This is a genomic window from Rhizobium sp. 9140 (assembly GCF_900067135.1).
In the GTDB taxonomy this organism is placed as follows: Bacteria; Pseudomonadota; Alphaproteobacteria; order Rhizobiales; family Rhizobiaceae; genus Ferranicluibacter.
Map to the genome: position 1 here is coordinate 1,372,873 of NZ_FJUR01000001.1, position 18,830 is coordinate 1,391,702.

16 protein-coding genes are annotated in these 18,830 nt (G+C 62.6%); 11 read left to right on the plus strand and 5 right to left on the minus strand.

The annotated features are described in order from the left end of the window. The 6 genes from GA0004734_RS06375 (at position 1) to folD (ending at position 4,643) form a co-directional block, all read left to right on the plus strand. Positions 1 to 417 (plus strand): hypothetical protein, encoded by a 417-nt coding sequence (locus tag GA0004734_RS06375; RefSeq protein ID WP_092932179.1) that lies wholly within the window; start codon positions 1 to 3, stop codon positions 415 to 417. Positions 418 to 535: 118 nt separating this feature from the next. Then, complete coding sequence (locus tag GA0004734_RS06380) at positions 536 to 1,111, plus strand: rod-binding protein (RefSeq protein WP_092935987.1); 576 nt, start codon at positions 536 to 538, stop codon at positions 1,109 to 1,111. 333 nt (positions 1,112 to 1,444) lie between these two features. Continuing rightward, complete coding sequence (locus GA0004734_RS06385) at positions 1,445 to 1,819, plus strand: hypothetical protein (RefSeq protein ID WP_092932181.1); 375 nt, start codon at positions 1,445 to 1,447, stop codon at positions 1,817 to 1,819. Next, entirely contained in the window at positions 1,816 to 2,382 is a 567-nt protein-coding gene (locus tag GA0004734_RS06390; RefSeq protein WP_092932183.1) for a hypothetical protein, read from the plus strand. Before GA0004734_RS06385 ends, GA0004734_RS06390 begins: the two co-directional genes overlap by 4 nt. A gap of 375 nt (positions 2,383 to 2,757) precedes the next feature. Beyond that, a complete protein-coding gene (locus GA0004734_RS06395; RefSeq protein WP_092932185.1) occupies positions 2,758 to 3,567 on the plus strand; it encodes a WecB/TagA/CpsF family glycosyltransferase in 810 nt (269 codons plus the stop codon). 176 nt (positions 3,568 to 3,743) lie between these two features. Beyond that, positions 3,744 to 4,643, plus strand: a complete 900-nt coding sequence (folD, locus tag GA0004734_RS06400; RefSeq protein WP_092935989.1) for a bifunctional methylenetetrahydrofolate dehydrogenase/methenyltetrahydrofolate cyclohydrolase FolD — start codon at positions 3,744 to 3,746, stop codon at positions 4,641 to 4,643. Between the two features lie 10 nt (positions 4,644 to 4,653). Here the strand turns inward: folD and GA0004734_RS06405 are convergent, their stop codons facing one another. After that, positions 4,654 to 5,685, minus strand: coding sequence for a LacI family DNA-binding transcriptional regulator (locus GA0004734_RS06405; protein WP_092932187.1), 1,032 nt, complete (start codon positions 5,683 to 5,685; stop codon positions 4,654 to 4,656). 273 nt (positions 5,686 to 5,958) lie between these two features. Between GA0004734_RS06405 and GA0004734_RS06410 the strand changes: the two genes are divergently transcribed. The 5 genes from GA0004734_RS06410 (at position 5,959) to ugpC (ending at position 12,549) form a co-directional block, all read left to right on the plus strand. Continuing rightward, a complete protein-coding gene (locus GA0004734_RS06410) occupies positions 5,959 to 7,317 on the plus strand; it encodes an ABC transporter substrate-binding protein (protein WP_092932189.1) in 1,359 nt (452 codons plus the stop codon). 213 nt (positions 7,318 to 7,530) lie between these two features. Then, positions 7,531 to 8,541 (plus strand): carbohydrate ABC transporter permease, encoded by a 1,011-nt coding sequence (locus GA0004734_RS06415; protein WP_092932191.1) that lies wholly within the window; start codon positions 7,531 to 7,533, stop codon positions 8,539 to 8,541. Position 8,542: 1 nt separating this feature from the next. Continuing rightward, complete coding sequence (locus tag GA0004734_RS06420) at positions 8,543 to 9,688, plus strand: carbohydrate ABC transporter permease (RefSeq protein ID WP_092932193.1); 1,146 nt, start codon at positions 8,543 to 8,545, stop codon at positions 9,686 to 9,688. A gap of 87 nt (positions 9,689 to 9,775) precedes the next feature. Next, complete coding sequence (locus tag GA0004734_RS06425) at positions 9,776 to 11,428, plus strand: beta-galactosidase BglA (RefSeq protein ID WP_175386464.1); 1,653 nt, start codon at positions 9,776 to 9,778, stop codon at positions 11,426 to 11,428. Positions 11,429 to 11,460: 32 nt separating this feature from the next. Next, the gene (gene ugpC, locus GA0004734_RS06430; RefSeq protein WP_092932198.1) at positions 11,461 to 12,549 is read left to right on the plus strand and encodes an ABC transporter ATP-binding protein; all 1,089 of its coding nucleotides are present in this window, start codon (positions 11,461 to 11,463) and stop codon (positions 12,547 to 12,549) included. A gap of 733 nt (positions 12,550 to 13,282) precedes the next feature. Here ugpC and edd read toward each other — a convergent pair. The 4 genes from edd to GA0004734_RS06455 form a co-directional block, all read right to left on the minus strand. After that, positions 13,283 to 15,103: a phosphogluconate dehydratase gene (gene edd / locus GA0004734_RS06440; RefSeq protein ID WP_092932202.1), complete on the minus strand. Its 1,821-nt coding sequence runs from the start codon at positions 15,101 to 15,103 to the stop codon at positions 13,283 to 13,285. A gap of 151 nt (positions 15,104 to 15,254) precedes the next feature. Then, positions 15,255 to 15,953, minus strand: coding sequence for a 6-phosphogluconolactonase (gene pgl, locus GA0004734_RS06445; RefSeq protein ID WP_092932204.1), 699 nt, complete (start codon positions 15,951 to 15,953; stop codon positions 15,255 to 15,257). A 3-nt stretch (positions 15,954 to 15,956) separates the two neighbouring features. Continuing rightward, positions 15,957 to 17,432: a glucose-6-phosphate dehydrogenase gene (gene zwf / locus GA0004734_RS06450; RefSeq protein WP_092932206.1), complete on the minus strand. Its 1,476-nt coding sequence runs from the start codon at positions 17,430 to 17,432 to the stop codon at positions 15,957 to 15,959. A 91-nt stretch (positions 17,433 to 17,523) separates the two neighbouring features. Next, positions 17,524 to 18,822, minus strand: coding sequence for an NAD(P)/FAD-dependent oxidoreductase (locus GA0004734_RS06455; RefSeq protein WP_092932208.1), 1,299 nt, complete (start codon positions 18,820 to 18,822; stop codon positions 17,524 to 17,526). Positions 18,823 to 18,830: the final 8 nt, after the last annotated feature.

Genomic DNA, 18,830 nt, shown 5'->3' on the forward strand with positions numbered 1-18,830 from the left:
ATGGCTGGAAACCGATCGGACAAGCTGAAGCGCCTCGTCGCCGTCCAGCGCCATCTCGAACAGATGGCGGAAAACGAGCTTTCCGAAACCGCCCGCCAGCGCCGCGAGCTTGCGACCACGATCGACGTCGTGGCGGATGCCATGGGCTCGGCGAAGCCCCTCCATGCCATGTTTTCCGGCCACTACGCGTCGCAGCTCGGCCGTCTCGCCCAGAAGGACCAGATGCTCGAAGGCATCCAGCAGGTGCATGAGGCGCGCGTGCTCAAGGAGCGGGCGAAGGGCGACCGGCTGGCCGAGCATATGAAGGATGCCCGCGCGCTCGAGGAGCGGGCGGAAGCGGACGATGCCATTTACGATCTCATCGACCAGCACGTCATGCATGGCGCGCCAGCTTCCGGTAAGCTTGACCACTCATAGTGCTCCCGGTCGGCAGGATGCGAAGCACGTGTTTCGTACTGCCAAATATCTGATTTTCATCGCGGATTTTCAGCTCTCGTCAACGGGCTGCAGGCTGCATGACGAAGGAAGCAACCGGATGGCCATTTCTCCTCCGACCGATCTGGTGATGGATGTCCTGCGGGCGGCCGATCCGACGCAGGTCAAGGAAGCGCAGGCGCGTCTGCAGTCCAACCGGGCGGCCTTCCGCGCTTCGAGCCTCGCGGAGACCGGCAACGGCTTTACCAACACGGTCGCGATCATCAATCAGAACCAGGCCGGTACCGGCCTCGGGAATATCGAAAATCGTGCCGAGCCGAAGAGGGTGCCGGAAACCTATCGCAAGTTCGAGGCCATGGTGCTTCAGAACTTCGTGAAATCGATGATGCCGAGCAACAGCGAGGACGTCTACGGCAAGGGCACGGCCGGCGACATCTGGAAGAGCATGATGGCCGAGCAGATCGGCAACGTTATGGCCAAGGGCGACGGCGTCGGCATTGCCGCGAGCATGGTGGCCGATGGCGCTGGCGGAACGAGCATGACCAATCGCGTCAGCGCGCAACTCGATGGCAACAGCGCCAACATTGCCCAGAGCATGGTGCAGGAATATCAGCGCAAGGCGCTGGACGGCTTCCGGGCGAGCGACGCGCTGTCCTCGACAGGCAGTACGGAGTGATGCGGCTTCCGGTTGATCAGACCGGAAACCGTATTCCGTCCAGTGAAAATCTGGCCTCCCGGCCAGAGATTTTCGATGGTTCTTGTTTCCGGTTCGCGGAACGCGATCAGCCGGAAACGGAATAAGAGGACGCGCGGCCCCGAGGGGCCGGCGCAACGACGCGGACCGGCTGCCGGCATCGTCCAGATGCTCCGGCGGCCGGCAGAGGTTCATGCTTCGCAGGTGGCGTCACAGGGCTGGCCCCGACGGCGTTACGTGCGGAAAATCAGGAATGCAGGCGCAGGGTGAGCGGCGAAATCCACCTGGGTGCCGTGCCAAGACGGGAGACGTTCTATGGAAATTCAGGCTTCGGGCGATGTGCGGGTCCGCAACATTCTGGGTCGGCTCGAGATGATCCTCGACAATGAGAACGCCCGGATCGGCGTCGATCCCACCTTCGACCTCAAGGCGTCCAACCTGCGCAAGAGCCGGTGCCTCTATGAACTGACCATGCTCAACCGCCGGCAGGCCGCGCCGACCGACGTGTCCCCGTCCTATTTGTCGCAGGCCAAGCATATCCGCAACAAGCTGGCGACCAATTCCGAGAAGGTCGAGGCCCATCTGGAGGCCTGCCGCTCGGTGGTCGAGTTGCTGAAGACCGCGGCGCAGGATGCCGATGCGGATGGCATCTACTCCGAAGAACAGTTCCGTTACGGCGCGATGGTATGATCAAGCTTCTTCTCACCGGCGTCTGGGTCGCAGGCATCACGCTCGGATCGGTCTATGTCTCGATGCGTCATGCTTCCGCACCGGTGGAATCCAGTGAGGAGCAGGCCCGGCTTGCCGTGCAGGAATACGTTCCCGGCGAGCTGATCACGGTCCCCGTGCTCCGCGATGGCGGCGTGCAGGGTTACTTCCTGACGAAGCTCTCCTTCGCCGTGGACAAGACGAAGGTGAAGACGCTGCCGGTTCCCTTGAAGGAGACCGTCACCAACGCGCTGTTCGATATTCTCGTCGGCAAGCAGCTGATCAATGTCGAGGACAGCACATCCTTCGATCTCGCCAACTTCAAGTCCGTCGTGAAGGCGGGCCTGAACGAGCAGATGAAGGATGAGGTGATCTTCGAGGTGCTGGTGGAACAGCTCGAATATCTTTCCAAGGCCGATGTCGCGCGCGTCGCCAATCGCGAAAGCCGCAAGCAGCCGCAGCCCGTCGCGATCGTCGATCGCAACGGCAACACGGCGCACGACGTCGTCCCCGGTGCAGCCGAAAAGGCGGCCGCCGGCCACTGATTCGGTGGAGGGGAGGCATCTTCCGTCACGGGCGGCCTGTATCGCCTTGAGACGATCGTGGGGCTATAGCCGAGCGAGAAACATGGTTTCCCCGGTCGTCATCCTTGCTCTTGCTCGCCTTTTCGCAGGATCGTCGTAAACGGATCCTGAATTCCCGAAAAGGCTTTTGATTGAATGGTTTAAACGCGATTTCAGACCGCTTTGCTATTGTGCCGTCAATTGATCCGAGGATCGTGACCGCACAGGCATCCGGGAATATCCGTTCTCGTCACAGCCCGCTCGTCTCCGCTTGACCGCGACGACGAGCGAGAGCGGGGACAGGGAATGAGAACGGTACTCGTGCGGTACGATGCTCCTTGATGGAGGATTGCCCGCATGAAATATTTTCCGCCCGTCTCGATCCAGCCGTCCCACCGCGACATCCTCGACCTCGCGGTCTGCGATTTCGAATGGGAGGAAGCATTCACCTTCGTAGACGAGGTCGCCTCGTTGCCGATCGGGCAGACGATCATTTCCTTCCTGAATGCCAACAATGCCAACTACATGATGGAAGACCCCGACTACCGCGCTATTCTCGAGCGGCATATCGTGCTGCCGGATGGCCATGGTGTCGATATCGCCTCCAAGATCTTTCATGGCAAGCCGTTCCCCGCCAATCTGAACGGAACCGATTTCGTGCCGGCCATGCTCACCTATATGCGCACGCCCCGCCGCGTCGCGATGGTCGGTGCGCGCCCCGAGGTCCTGCAGCGGGCCGCCGAGAATTTCGCCAAGCATACGCCCTGGCATACGTTCATTCCCGTATCGGACGGCTACTTCGATCCGTCCGAATCTGATGCCGTCATGGCGAAGGTGCGCGAGGCCAGACCCGACATTCTCTTGATCGCCATGGGAACGCCGCGCCAGGAAAAGTGGATCGACCGCTATGTTGGCCCGGGGCATGCCCGGCTCGTGCTCGGCGTGGGCGCCCTGTTCGATTTCATCGCTGGCGAGGTGCCGCGTGCGCCCGAATCCATCCGTCGCATGCGCCTGGAGTGGCTCTACCGCATGACCATCGAGCCGCAGCGCCTGTGGAAGCGCTATGTCATCGGCATCCCGGTCTTCCTGCGCTTCGTTCTCTGGCGCAAGCTGACTGGACCGCGCACGGCGCGTACCCTGCCGGCCCGACGGGTCGCGTCGCTGTAAAGTCCGGCATATCATCCCGGTTCGAGCAAAAACGGTGCACCGGAAAGCGATCTTCCGGTGCAGACCCCTGTCGGCCTTGAAATCCTCGCGAAGAACAGCTTAGGACGCATTGAGGCGATCTGCCGGCGTTCGCGCCCTATATGTCCCTCTGGACGAACCACATCCGCGAGGGCCTGATGAGCACCGTTATCGATGGAAAGACCGTAGCCGCCTCCGTTCTCGACCGCGTGAAGACAGCGGCCAGCACGCTGGAAGAAAGCCACGGCGTCAAGACGGGGCTTGCCGTCGTCATCGTCGGCAATGATCCGGCCAGCCACACCTATGTCTCCTCCAAGAGCCGGATGGCCAAGGAATGCGGTTTCGTGTCCGTGCAGCACACACTGCCGGAGGAAACCACCCAGGAAGACCTCGCAGCCATTGTTGATCGCCTCAATGCCGATCCTGCGATCCATGGCATTCTTGTGCAACTGCCCCTGCCGCCGCATTTCAATTCCGACCCGATCATCCAGTCGATCCGGCCGGAAAAGGACGTGGACGGGCTGAACGTCGTCAATGCCGGAAAGCTCGCGACCGGCGATCTGAAGGGCGGTCTTGTCTCCTGCACACCGGCCGGCGCGATGGTTTTCGTTCGCCAGACCCATGGCGCCGATCTCTCGGGCCTCAATGCGGTCGTCATTGGGCGCTCCAACCTGTTCGGCAAGCCGATGGCAGCCCTGCTGCTCGCCGCCAACGCGACCGTGACGGTCGCCCATTCGCGCACGCGGGATCTGCCCGCCGTCTGCCGCAATGCGGATATTCTCGTTGCCGCCGTCGGCCGGCCGGAAATGGTGAAGGCGGATTGGGTCAAGCCGGGTGCCACCGTCATCGATGTCGGCATCAACCGCATCGCGGCGCCCGAGCGCGGGGAGGGCAAGACCCGCCTCGTCGGCGACGTCGCCTTCGCCGAGTGCAAGGATATCGCCGCAACCATCACGCCCGTCCCCGGCGGCGTCGGGCCGATGACCATCGCCATGCTCATGGCCAACACCGTCATCGCCGCCCACCGCGCGGCCGGCGTGGAAGCGCCCAGCTTCTAGAGTTTGAATGTCAGCCCTGCGGCGCCGGCTTGGTCGAGTCGCGGATGATCAGTTCCGCCTGCCAAACCTCGTGCTCCAGTGCATCTTCCGGACTCAGGACATGGGTGATCAGCCGTTCCGCCACGCGGGCGCCCGCTGCCCGCAGCGAAGACTGCGTCGTCGTCAGCGGCACGTTGAAATGTTCCGGTTTCAGCAGCGGCAGCACGTCGTCATGCGCGATCAGCGACACGTCGTCTCCGACCTTCAGCCCGGCGCGGTTCAGCGCCCGGACCACACCCAGCGCCATGACCGTGCTGGAACAGAGAATGGCGGTCGGCGGCCGGGTATCCGCCAGGAATGCCGTCGTCGCCCGAAAACCGTATTCGTCCGTCATGAAATCATGGGCGATCAGAACATCCTGGGTTTCCAGCCCCGCTTCCCGAAGAGCCGCCAGCATGCCCGCTTTCCGGCGCATGGCGAAGGTCAGGTGTTCCTGTCCGTTGATCAGCGCGATGCGGCGGTGCCCGAGCGAGATCAGCAGTTGCGTCGCCTCGTAGAAGGCCCCCTCATTGTCGATGTCGAGGAAGGGATAGTCCTCGCCCTGACCGATCGCCCGGCCGTGCACCAGATACGGAATCGGCAGCGAGCGCAGCATCTCGATCCGCGGATCGTCACGACGTACGGAGGCGATAAACAGCGCATCGACATTGCCGCTGGCCGCGAGCCGACGAAAGGTCGTCTCTTCCTCTTCCGGCGCACTGGGATTGATGACGAAATGAAAGTCGTGACGAACGGAAGCCTCCCCAAGGCCGGTCAGGAAAGCGCTGAAATGCACGTCCGTGTCAATGTCGGGAGCGACCGTCATCACAAGGCCGATCGAGGCGGCACGGCCGGTCGCCAGCCGCTGCGCGGCGCGGTTCGGCCGATATCCGGTATCGCGCACCGCCTGTAGCACGCGCTCGCGCGTTTCCGCATTCACCTCCGGATAGCCGTTCAGCGCCCGGCTGACTGTCGTCTGCGACAGGCCGAGCATCTCGGCCAACTGTCTGAGATTGACGACCATCCTCCAGAACTCCTGCCAAAGCGCTTTGACATCCTCCTCAAAGCGGTGTGATTGCTCATTACCATCAAAGGCGTAGCTTCGCAAAACGGTTCTCGCCTTGCCGCACCGCAAACCTTCGCTGCATTGCAAATTAACAACTTACGATGGATGGCCATGCAAAACCTCTTGACTTGCCGCCTCGACCAATGATTTCTTACGCTTCTCAAAGCGCTTTGAAAGCGGCCATCGAGAAAAGATGCCGGCAAGGTGCAGCGGTTTTTCGGGAGGAAACACGTGAAGACCAAACTGATCCTGGGCGCAGCTGCGCTTGCTCTTATCGCCGGAACCGCCTCGGCGGCGGAGCTAAAGTTCAAGCCGGGCGAAGACGCCAAGTTCAACTGGAAAAGCTACGAGGACTTCAAGTCCGGTCATGACCTCAAGGGTCAGTCGCTGACCATCTTCGGCCCCTGGCGCGGCGAAGACCAGGTCCTGTTCGAAGCCGTGCTCGACTATTTCCGCGACGTCACCGGCGCCGACGTCAAATATTCGTCGTCCGAAAATTACGAGCAGCAGATCGTCATCGACACGCAGGCGGGCTCGCCGCCGGACGTGGCCATCCTGCCCCAGCCAGGCCTCATCGCCGACCTCGCCTCCAAGGGCTACCTGACGCCCCTTAGCGAAGGTACGGACAAGTGGCTGCTCGACAATTACGCGGCAGGTCAGTCCTGGGTCGATCTCTCGACCTATGCCGGCAAGGACGGCCAGAAGGCGCTCTACGCATTCCCTTACAAGATCGACGTCAAGTCGCTCGTTTGGTACGTGCCCGAGAACTTCGAGGATGCGGGCTATGACGTGCCCAAGACCATGGAAGAGCTGAAAGCCCTGACCGACAAGATCGTCGCGGACGGCGGCACGCCGTGGTGCATCGGTCTCGGTTCGGGCGGCGCGACCGGCTGGCCGGCGACCGACTGGGTCGAGGACATGATGCTGCGCACGCAGCCGGCCGACACCTATGACAAGTGGGTCTCGAACGCCATTCCGTTCAACGATCCGGCCGTCGTCGGCGCGATCGACGAGTTCGGCTTCTTTGCCAAGAACCCGAAATATGTCGATGGCGGCACGCAGGCGGTCTCGTCCACCGACTTCCGCGACAGCCCGAAGGGCCTCTTCGCCTCGCCGCCGAAGTGCTACCTGCATCATCAGGCATCCTTTATCCCGTCCTTCTTCCCGGAGGGTACAAAGGTCGGTGAGGATGCGGACTTCTTCTACATGCCGCCCTACGCCAGCAAGCCGGATCTCGGTAACCCGGTTCTCGGCGCCGGCACGCTCGCCATGATCACCAAGGACACGCCGGCGTCGCGTGCCTTCCTCGACTTCCTGAAGACGCCGATCGCACATGAGGTCTGGATGGCCCAGTCGAGCTTCCTCACCCCTTACAAGGGCGTGAACCTCGACACCTACGCCAATGCGCCGATGAAGAAGCAGGGAGACATTCTCCTCAATGCGACCACCTTCCGCTTCGATGGCTCCGACCTGATGCCCGGCAAGATCGGCGCCGGTGCCTTCTGGACCGGCATGATCGACTATGTCGGCGGCAAGCCGGCAGCCGATGTGGCGACCGACATCCAGAAGTCCTGGGATAGCATCAAGTAAACGACCGTTTCGAGACGTCGCGCGCCGCCAGCCTTCATGGCAAGTGGCGCGCGGGTTGAGTCTTGTGGGTGGACGACGGTCGGCCGCGCCGCGGCTCCTGCATATTCCTGAGATCGGAATCGATTTCAGGTGACATTATGCAGCAGGTAGAGAGCGTTACAGCGAACCTGAGTGCGTCCTGTATGACGCCTGGCGCTGTGAAGAGGGGGGAACATGCAGCAATTGTTGATAGCTGTGGTAACGATGGTGGCCGGCGTTCTCGCTTGCGCCGCCTATTTCTACGGAACGAACCTGATCCTCGACCTCATCTTCCCATCGAAGGGTCGATCGGGCGCCAAGGCATCGCGCAATCTGCGCATCAGCAACGCCATCCGCCCCTGGCTCTTCCTGTTCCCCGCGCTCTTCGCCATGACGATCTACCTGATCTATCCGGTGATCTCCTCGGTCTGGCTCTCCTTCCACGACAAGGCTGGGCAGAATTTCGTCGGCGGCGCCAATTATGCCTGGATGATCAATGACGGCGAGTTCCGCCAGTCGATCTTCAACAATTTCCTCTGGCTGCTCGTCGTCCCGGCACTCGCCACCTTCTTCGGCCTCATCATCGCGGCCCTCACCGATCGCATCTGGTGGGGCAACATCGCCAAGACGCTGATCTTCATGCCCATGGCGATCTCCTTCGTCGGCGCCTCGGTCATCTGGAAGTTCATCTACGATTATCGCGCTGCCGGCACCGAACAGATTGGCCTGCTCAACGCCATCGTCACATCGCTTGGCTTCGAGCCGCAGGCCTGGGTCACAATCCCGCTCTGGAACAACTTCTTCCTGATGGCGATCCTCGTCTGGATCCAGACCGGCTTTGCCATGGTCATCCTGTCGGCAGCCCTGCGCGGCATTCCGGAGGAAACGGTCGAGGCCGCCGTCATCGACGGGGCGAACGGATTCCAGATCTTCTTCAAGATCATGATCCCGCAGATCTGGGGCACGATCGCCGTGGTCTGGACCACCATCACCATCCTCGTCCTCAAGGTGTTCGACATCGTGCTGGCGATGACCAACGGGCAATGGCAGACGCAGGTTCTGGCCAATCTCATGTTCGACTGGATGTTCCGGGGCGGCGGCGATTTCGGCCGCGGCGCGGCGATCGCCGTGGTCATCATGCTCCTCGTCGTGCCGATCATGATCTGGAACATTCGCAATGCCGCCAAAGAGATGAAGGGACACTGAGATGATCGCATCGAAACGCTCCCCGCTCGTTCTCTTCGTCCATCTCTCCGTGCTTCTGCTGGTCATCCTCTGGACGATCCCGACAGCTGGCCTCCTCATCTCGTCGCTGCGCGACAAGGACCAGCTGGCCGTCTCCGGCTGGTGGACGGCGCTGTCCACCTCCAGCCAGAACCTGACGGTGCGCGCGCCCGGACCGGAAACGCAGCAGCAGCGCGACGGCAAATTCGTCATCTCCGGCAACGCGCTCGACAATCGCAGCGCCAAGGTCTCCGCCTTCGGTTTCCGCACGCAGGAACCGGCCGCCTTCGAGCCCGGCCAGACCGCGACGCTCAACGACGGCGAGCGCCTGACCGTGCAGGAGGACGGCACTTATGAGATCGTCTCGGACGTCGCCATGGAAGGTTCGCGCGGCCAGCGCATCTTCGTTCAGGCAGCCGTTCCCTCGCGCTTCACCTTCGACAATTACCGCGAGGTCCTGAATGCGGAGGGCATCGGCGCGTCGTTCATCAATTCGCTGACGGTCTCCATTCCCTCCACCATCATCCCCATTCTCGTCGCGGCTTTTGCTGCCTATGCGCTCGCGTGGATGCCGTTTCCCGGCCGCACCGTGCTTATCGCCATCGTCGTCGGCCTGCTGGTCGTGCCGCTTCAGATGTCGCTCATCCCGCTCCTGAAACTCTATAACGGCGTCGGCGCCTTCCTTGGCGTGCCTGCCAAGACCTATGTCGGCATCTGGCTGGCGCATATGGGCTTCGGCCTGCCGCTCGCCATCTATCTCCTGCGCAACTACATGGCCGGGCTGCCGCGCGAAATCATGGAATCCGCACGGGTCGACGGCGCCAGCGATTTCGACATCTTCGTCAAGATCATCCTGCCGCTGTCCTTCCCGGCACTCGCTTCCTTCGCCATCTTCCAGTTCCTCTGGACCTGGAACGATCTTCTCGTTGCCATGGTTTTTCTCGGCACCGGCAATAACGAACTCGTGCTCACCGGCCGCCTCGTCAACCTGCTCGGCTCGCGCGGTGGCAACTGGGAAATCCTGACGGCCTCAGCCTTCATCACCATCATCATTCCGCTGATCGTCTTCTTCAGCCTCCAGCGCTATCTCGTGCGCGGCCTGCTGGCGGGATCGGTCAAGGGCGGCTGATACCAGACCAGACGACCTGAACCCATCGTCTCCCGAACCCCGTCTAAGGACCCACCCATTCCCATGAGCCTGTCCCCCCTCCAGAGCATGAACGAACAAACCTCGGCCCTGTTGCCCGCCGACCGCGACTGGTGGCGCGGCGCCGTCATCTACCAGATCTATCCGCGCTCCTATCAGGACAGCAACGATGACGGCATCGGCGATCTCAAGGGGATCACGCGCCGGCTACCCTACATCGCCTCGCTGAATGTCGATGCCATCTGGATCTCGCCCTTCTTTACCTCGCCGATGAAGGATTTCGGCTACGACGTCTCGAACTATAACGGCGTCGATCCGATCTTCGGCCTGCTGTCCGATTTCGACGATCTGATCGCCGAGGCGCATCGCCTGGCAATCCGGGTCATGATCGACCTCGTGCTCTCCCACACCTCCGACCAGCACCCGTGGTTCGCCGAAAGCCGCTCCAGCCGCTTCAACCCGAAGGCGGACTGGTACGTCTGGTCGGACTCCAAGCCCGACGGCACGCCGCCCAACAACTGGATGTCGATCTTCGGCGGGTCCGCATGGCAGTGGGACCCGACGCGCCTGCAATATTACATGCACAACTTCCTGACCTCGCAGCCGGACCTGAACCTGCACAATACCGAGGTTCAGGATGCGCTGATCGCGGTCGAGCGGTTCTGGCTGGAGCGCGGCGTCGACGGCTTCCGGCTCGACACGATAAACTTCTACTTCCACGATCTGGAACTGCGCGACAACCCGGCGCTGGCGCCCGAGCGCCGCAATGCCAACACGGCACCGGCTGTGAATCCCTATAATTATCAGGAACATATCTACGACAAGAACCGTCCGGAAAACATCGCCTTCCTCCAGCGCTTCCGCGCCGTCATGGACGAGTATCCGGCAATCGCTGCGGTCGGCGAGGTGGGCGACAGCCAGATCGGTCTTGAAATCGCCGGCCAGTACACCTCCGGCGGCGACAAGATGCACATGTGCTATGCCTTCGAATTCCTGGCGCCCGATCCGCTGACGCCGGCGCGCGTGGCCGAGGTGCAGCATGCCTTCGAGCGCGCGGCACCCGAAGGCTGGGCCTGCTGGGCGTTTTCCAACCACGACGTCGTGCGCCATGTCTCCCGCTGGGGGCAGGGCATTGCGGATCATGACGCGCATGCGAAATTCCTTGCCAGCATGCTGATGTCGCTACGCGGCTCCGTCTGCATCTATCAGGGGGAGGAACTGGCGCTGACCGAGGCCGAACTTGCCTTCGCGGACCTTCAGGACCCCTATGGCATCCAGTTCTGGCCCGACTTCAAGGGTCGCGACGGCTGCCGCACGCCGATGGTCTGGGAAGCCGATGCCCTGAACGGCGGCTTCGGCGATGGTCGCCCCTGGCTACCGGTGCCGCCGGAGCATCTGGCCCGTGCCGTCTCGGTGCAGGAGCAGGACATGCGCTCCGTCCTCCACCACTACCGCCGTTTTCTTGCCTTCCGCCGCCAGTACAAGGCGCTGGCCAAGGGCGAGATCGCTTTCAAGCCCTATGCAGCGCCTATTCTCGGCTTCGAACGGAGCCATGGCAATGAGACGCTGCTTTGCTTGTTCAACATGAGCGGCGAGACGGCATCTGTCGAACGGCCAGCCGAGCGGCTCGATGTGCTGACCGGCCACGGCTTTGCCTCCGAACTCGGCGATAACAGCATTACATTGCCCGCCTGGAGCGGATTTTTCGCGCGGATCGTCTGACGATCACAATGGAAGTGAACGGGGAGGGACACATGTCCGGACTGGAACTACGCAAGATCCGCAAATCCTATGGTGCCGTGGATGTCATCCACGGCATCGATCTCACGATCGAAAGAGGTGAGTTCATCGTCTTCGTCGGTCCGTCCGGCTGCGGAAAATCCACGCTTCTGCGCATGATCGCCGGGCTCGAGGAGATCACCGGCGGCGAGATGTTCATCGAGGGCGAGAAGGTCAACGACACGCCGCCATCCAAGCGCGGCATCGCCATGGTGTTCCAGTCCTATGCGCTCTACCCGCATATGACGGTTTACGACAACATGGCCTTCGGCATGCGCATCGCCAAGGAAAGCAAGGAGGAGATCGACCGCCGCGTCCGCGCCGCCGCCGACATCCTGCAACTCACGCAATATCTCGACCGTCTGCCGAAGGCGCTTTCCGGCGGCCAGCGCCAGCGCGTCGCCATCGGCCGCGCCATCTGCCGCGACCCCAAGGTCTTCCTGTTCGATGAACCCCTGTCGAACCTCGACGCGGCGCTGCGCGTCGCCACCCGCATCGAGATCGCCCGGCTGAACGAGCAGATGGCCGATACGACCATGATCTATGTGACGCACGATCAGGTGGAGGCGATGACGCTCGCGGACCGCATCGTCGTGCTTTCCGGCGGCCATATCGAGCAGGTCGGCCCGCCGCTCGAACTCTACGAGCGTCCCGCCAACCTCTTCGTCGCCCAGTTCATCGGCTCGCCCGCCATGAACATCATCCCCGCCCGGATCGTCGCCACCGGCGCCCAGACGACGGTCGAACTCGTCGGCGGCAAGCGCGACATCCTCGATATCCCCACACCCGACACCGAAAACGGCCGCCAGGCGAGCTTCGGCGTCCGCCCCGAAGATCTCCAGATCACCACCGGCGACAGCTTTCTCTTCGAAGGCACCGTCTCCATCGTCGAGGCGCTCGGCGAAGTCACCCTCCTCTACATCGAAGGCCTCGTCCCCGACGAACCCATCATCGCCAAACTCGCCGGCATCCAGCCGATCAAGCGGGGAGAACGGGTGCGGTTCACGGCCGACCGGGCGAAGCTGCATCTGTTTGACGGGGAGGGGAAGACGTATCGGCGGTGAGGGGGTATCAGTGAATACTGCAATAAAAACAGCGCTCGACGCGCTTTCGGATCAACTGCTGAACTCCTCTGGAGCTGTTTTCTATACAGGAATGACAGCCTTTACGACGTGCAAGCCGCTTTACGTTCTTGGCCTCAATCCGGGTGGAAGTGCAAGTAGACAGAGAAGTAATACAGTTCGCCGCGACATCAGGGACTATTTGCTGCGAGAGGAACCATGGTCGGCCTATATCGATGAGCGTTGGGAGGACGCAGAGCCGGGATCATGGGGTATGCAACCTCGGATATGTCATATGCTAAAGAAACTTCATCTCGATCCGAGAGAGACGCCGGCTAGCAACGTCATCTTTGTCAGGACTCAGAGTGAGACATTGTTAAAAGCCAATAAAAGTGTGCTTCTACAGGAATGTTGGCCCGTTCATGAAGCCGTTATTAAAGTACTTCAGCCACGGGCAATCTTGTGTCTAGGTAGGACGGCGGGATCTTGGGTTCGGAAGAAGGTCGGAGCCGATCGGAAAATTGACCAGTTCGTAGAGTCTAATCGACGAGGCTGGGCAAGTTCTGCACATAAGGGCGGAGAGGGGCCGATCGTTCTGACTGTGACCCATCCCGGTAGGGTGGACTGGAGAAACGTCGAGGCTGATCCTACCCCTATGGTGGCGCGATGCCTAAATCTATACTGAGATATCAGGGAGAACGCCCTTCAAGGTTCTTTGCTTGAAGGGCGCTACCGCTTAATGAAAAAACACGCTCGCCCCGTGTTCCGCTGCCCCCGTCATCGCCCGGAACGGCGCGAACAACTCCCTGCCCATTCCGAACTCATTGCCGTCCAGATCGGCTTCGGCCGGTGCGCGCGCGGCGAGGTCCGCATCCGATACCAGAACGTTGATCTCGCCGGTCGTGGCATCCAGCCGGATGATGTCGCCTTCGCGGATCTTGGAGATCGGGCCGCCGTCCTTGGCTTCGGGGGTCATGTGGATGGCGGAGGGGACCTTGCCGGAGGCGCCGGACATGCGGCCGTCGGTGATGAGGGCGACCATCTGGCCGCGATCCTGCAGGATGCCGAGCACCGTCGTCAGCTTGTGAAGCTCCGGCATGCCGTTCGCCTTCGGGCCTTGGAAGCGCACGACGGCGACGAAATTGCCCTCGAGCTTGCCCTCCTTGAAGGCGTCGTTGAGACCAGCCTGGTCGTGGAAGATCTTCGCCGGCGCCTCGATGATGTGGCGCTCCGGCTTGACGGCCGAGATCTTGATGACGGCCTTGCCAAGGTTGCCGGTGAGCATCTTGAGGCCGCCCGTCGCCTGAAACGGCTTGTCGATGGTGGCGAGCACCTTCGGGTCGTGGCTGACATCGGGCGCGCGCTCGCGGGCGACGGTGCCGTTCTCGCCGAGCTTCACGTCGATCGCATAGGCCTGAAGCCCGTGACCGAAGACGGTGCGGACGTCCTCGTGGATCATGCCGGTCTTCAGCAGCTGGCCAATGAGGTAGCCGATGCCGCCGGCGGCGTGAAAATGGTTCACATCGGCCAAGCCGTTCGGATAGACGCGGGCGAGCAGCGGAATGATGTCCGAAAGCTCGGAAATATCCTGCCAGGTGAGCATGATGCCGGCAGCACGGGCCATGGCGACGAGGTGCATCGTGTGGTTGGTCGAACCGCCTGTTGCATGTAGGCCGATGACGCCGTTGACGATGGAGCGTTCGTCGATCATCTCGCCCGCCGGCGTGAATTCATTGCCGAGCGCGGTGATGGCGAGCGCCCGCTTGGTCGCCTCGCGCGTCAGCGCGTCGCGCAGCGGCGTGCCGGGATTGATGAAGGAAGCGCCGGGCATGTGGAAGCCCATGATCTCCATCACCATCTGGTTGGAGTTGGCCGTGCCGTAGAAAGTGCAGGTGCCGGGTCCGTGATAGGACTTGGATTCCGCATCGAGCAGTTCGTCGCGGCCGATCTTGCCTTCGGCGTAGAGCTGGCGCACGCGGGCCTTTTCGTCGTTCGGCAGACCTGTCGTCATGGGGCCTGCGGGAATGAAGACGGCGGGCAGGTGGCCGAAGGTCATGGCGGCGATCATCAGGCCGGGCACGATCTTGTCGCAGACGCCGAGATAGACGGTGCTGTCGAACATGTTGTGCGACAGGCCGATGCCGGCGGCCATGGCGATAAGGTCGCGCGAAAACAGCGACAACTCCATGCCCGGCTGCCCCTGCGTCACGCCATCGCACATGGCGGGTACGCCTCCGGCCACTTGCGCGATGCCGCCCGCGTCCGCTGCGGCTTGCCGGATCATCGCCGGATAGGTCTCGAACGGCTGATGGGCCGACAGCATGTCGTTGTAGGAGGTAATGATTCCGAGATTGGGCACGGTGTCTCCCGACAGCGCGACCTTCTCCGAGGGGGAACAGACCGCGAAGCCGTGCGCGAGATTGCCGCAGCCGAGCACGGAGCGGTGCACGCCCTTGGCGGCGGCGTTGCGCACACGGTGCAGGTAGAGTTCCCGTGATGGCTTGGAGCGCTCGACGATGCGGGCGGTGATGGCTGCGATGCGGGGATCGACGGTCATGGCCTATCCTTCCGGGGCCTCTTAGGCCCCTGTCTCAGATGTGGATCATCGGTATCGGCGCGAATGCGCGCCGGTTGTTTCATGTCTGCGCGACAGACCGGTGACCGGAACGGCGCCTTTCTGGGCGCCAGCCTCCGTTACAGCGCTCCTTTTACGGAGCCCAGTAGATCGCGACCGGCGAGGCGGCGCGGCGCAGGATGGCGCGGATCGGCATGTCCGTTTCCGGACCGTCGCCTTGCGCCGTCTCCAGCGCCGTCTTCTTGGCGTCGCCCTCGATATGCAGCACCAGAAGCCGCGCATCCTGCAGGCTCGTAAACGTGTAGGTCAGCCGGGGCTCGCCGGCCCCATCCGCCTGCATGGTCATCACGCCGCGCGGGGTCTGCGGGTCCAGCGCCTCGGCAAGGCGCGATCCACCGGGAAAGAACGAGGCCGTATGCCCGTCGCCGCCCATGCCCAGCACCACCACGTCGAAGGGCCGGCCGATCCCGGCCGTCTGCTTGGTCGCGGTCGCCGCTGCCTCCTCGGCCGTGGCCGTGGGGTAGTAGAGTGGCTCGAAGACGGCGGTCGCAGCCGCGCCCGTGAGCAGGTTGCCGCGCACCAGCCTCTCGTTGGAGCGATCGTTGTCCGGCGCGACGAACCGCTCGTCCACCAGCGTCACGGTGACCTTGGTCCAGTCGAGCGGCGCATTCGAAAGCGCTCTGAAAAAGGCCTTGGGCGTCGAGCCGCCGGACAGGGCAATCGATGCCGCCCCGTTGTCGGAAATACCGGCCGAAAGGGTAGCGGCGACAGTCTTCGCCAGGTTTTCGGCAAGCTCTGCCGGGGTCCCGAAGCTGTGGAGAGTGGCGGTCATGGCTCAGACCACCTCGTGCCAGGTGCGGCCGTCACGCTCAATGAGCGCGATCGCCTGGCTCGGACCCCAGGTGCCGGCGGTGTAGGATTGCGGCTTCTGGCCCACTTCGTCCCAGGCCTTGAGGATCGGATCGACCCAGCGCCACGCGGCTTCCACTTCGTCGCGGCGCATGAACAGCGTCTGGTTGTTGCGGATCACATCGAGCAGCAGGCGTTCATAGGCGTCGGCGCTGCGCGCGTTGAACGACTCGGCAAACGTCATGTCGAGCGATACGTTGCGCAGGCGCATGCCGCCCGGGCCGGGGTCCTTGATCATCAGCGACTGCTTGACGCCTTCGTCGGGCTGCAGGCGGATGATCAGCTGGTTGGCTTCCACGCGGCCGGCCGCATCGTCGAAGATCGAGTGCGGGATCGGCTTGAAGGAAATGACGATTTCCGACATGCGGGTCGCCATGCGCTTGCCGGTACGGATGTAGAAGGGAACGCCCGCCCAGCGCCAGTTGTTGATCTCGGCCTTGATGCCGACGAAGGTCTCGGTGTTGGAAACGCCGCCTTCGAGCTCTTCGAGGTAGCCCTTGACCGGACCGCCGGCGGACGCACCGGCCTTGTACTGGCCGCGCACCGTCATCTTCTCGACATTGGCTGCGGTGATCGGCTTTAGCGCGCGCAGAACCTTCAGCTTCTCGTCGCGTACAGCCTCCGCATTCATAGATGGCGGAACCTCCATGGCGACGAGGCAAAGCAGCTGGAGAATATGGTTCTGCACCATGTCGCGCAGCGCACCGGCGGTGTCGTAGTAGCCGGCGCGGCTTTCAAGGCCGACGGCTTCGGCCACGGTGATCTGGATGTGGTCGATATAGGACGAATTCCACAGCGGCTCGTACAGCGTGTTGGCAAAGCGCAGCGCCATCAGGTTCTGCACGGTTTCCTTGCCGAGATAATGGTCGATGCGGAAGATCTGCTCTTCCTTGAAAACCTTGCCGATCGTGTCGTTCAGTTCCAGTGCGGAGGCGAGGTCGCGGCCGATCGGCTTTTCCACCACGATGCGGGTGGTCTTGGTGATCAGCTTGTGGTCGCGGATCTTCTCGGAAATAGCGCCGAAGATGCCGGGGGCGACGGCGAGGTAGAAGGCGCGGACGCGATCCTTGGCCTCGTCCAGCAGCGCCTTCAGCTTGTCCCATCCCTGATCGCTCTTGGCATCGACGGAAATGTAGAAAAGGCGGTCGGTGAACGTCTTGACCTGCGCCTCGTCGTACTCGCCGGCCTTCAGGTGTTCCTTCAGCGCCGCGCGGCCGAACTGGCGATATTCCTCGTGCGTCATCGCGGTGCGTGATGCGCCGATGATGCGTGTCGGGTCGGTCAGCTGGCCATCGAGCTGGCGGTGGTAGAGGGCAGGAAGGAGCTTCCGCTCGGCAAGATCGCCGGTGCCGCCGAAGACGACATAGTCAAAGGGTTCGACGGGAATGATCTGGCTGCTCATGGGATATCGATCTCTCTCAGGTCGGGCGTTTTATAATCTAATCGATTTAAAGGCGCTAGTGCTGCGTTGCAAAAAATGCGCCGGGGAAGGGTCACAGCTTGTCGCGCAGAGCATACCAAGTGAGCGCCAGGAACAAAAGCGGCGATCGGAAACGGCGACCGCCGGGGAAGGCGGGGATGCGCAGATCCTTCAAAAGGTCGAGATCGGAGCCTCGCCCCAGCACGAGATCGGCATAGAGCTTTCCGCAATGGTTGGACAGCATGACGCCATGACCGGAGAAACCGCCGATCGTGGTGACGCCGGGCATGACCTCCCGCACGAAGGGTTGGCGCGGCATGGTGATGCCGACGGAGCCGCCCCAGGCATGCGTCATCTGCACGTCGGCAAGGTCCGGATAGATCTCTGCGATCTGCCGGCGAATATGCGTGGAGATGTCGCGCGGATTGTCGGCCGTATAGGCCTCGCGGCCGCCGAAAAGCAGCCGCCCGTCGCGGGAGCGGCGGAAGTAGCGCACCACGAATCGGCTGTCGGCAACGGACTCGCCGCCCGGCAGAACAGGCGACGCGTCTCCCAGCGGCGCCGTCGCGCCGATGAAGGAGCGGATCGGCATGACATGCGAAGCGGTCACCGGCTCCAGCGTGCCGATATGGGCGTTGCAGGCGATGAGGGCACGATCCGCGCGAATGGTGCCGCGTGGGGTTTCCACGAGCACCTTGCCCTGGGATAGCCGGATGTCCGTGGCGTTGGTGTTCTCGAACAGCTGCGCCCCTGCGGCCTGCGCGGCGCGGGCGAGCCCGACCAGCAGCTTCATCGGCTGGATATGGCCGGTGCCGGTATCGCGGATGCCGAGAACGTAATGCCGCGATCCCACCCGTTTCGCGGTCTCCGCAGCGTCCATCATCTGCAGGTGCGGATAGCCGTAATCCCGGGCCATGCTGTCGACATAGGCACGATAGTCGCTCTCGTGCGATGCCTTGTGCGTCACCGAGAGATGACCCGGCTGGTACTCCATGTCGATGTCATGGTGCGTGGCAAAGTCGAGGAGGCCGCGCTTTGCGGTCTCCGCCATGTCGAAGAGCGCTTTTGCCCGCTCCCGGCCATACTGCTTTTCAAGCTCGTCCACTTCGGCGCGCTGCCCGGTGCCCAACTGCCCGCCATTGCGCCCGGACGCCCCGTCGCCAAACCGGCATGCGTCGATCAGCACGACCCGTACCCCGCCGGCGGCGAGGTTATAGGCCGCCTGAAGGCCGGTGAAGCCGCCGCCAATGACGGCGACATCGGCCGTCATGTCGCCATCGAGCGTCGGATAGGCCGGGCGCTCGCCGATGGCATCCTCGTACCAGGAGATGCCCGGCGAGATCGGGCTCTGCCACTTTGCCTCGGAGGTCATGGCAAGGC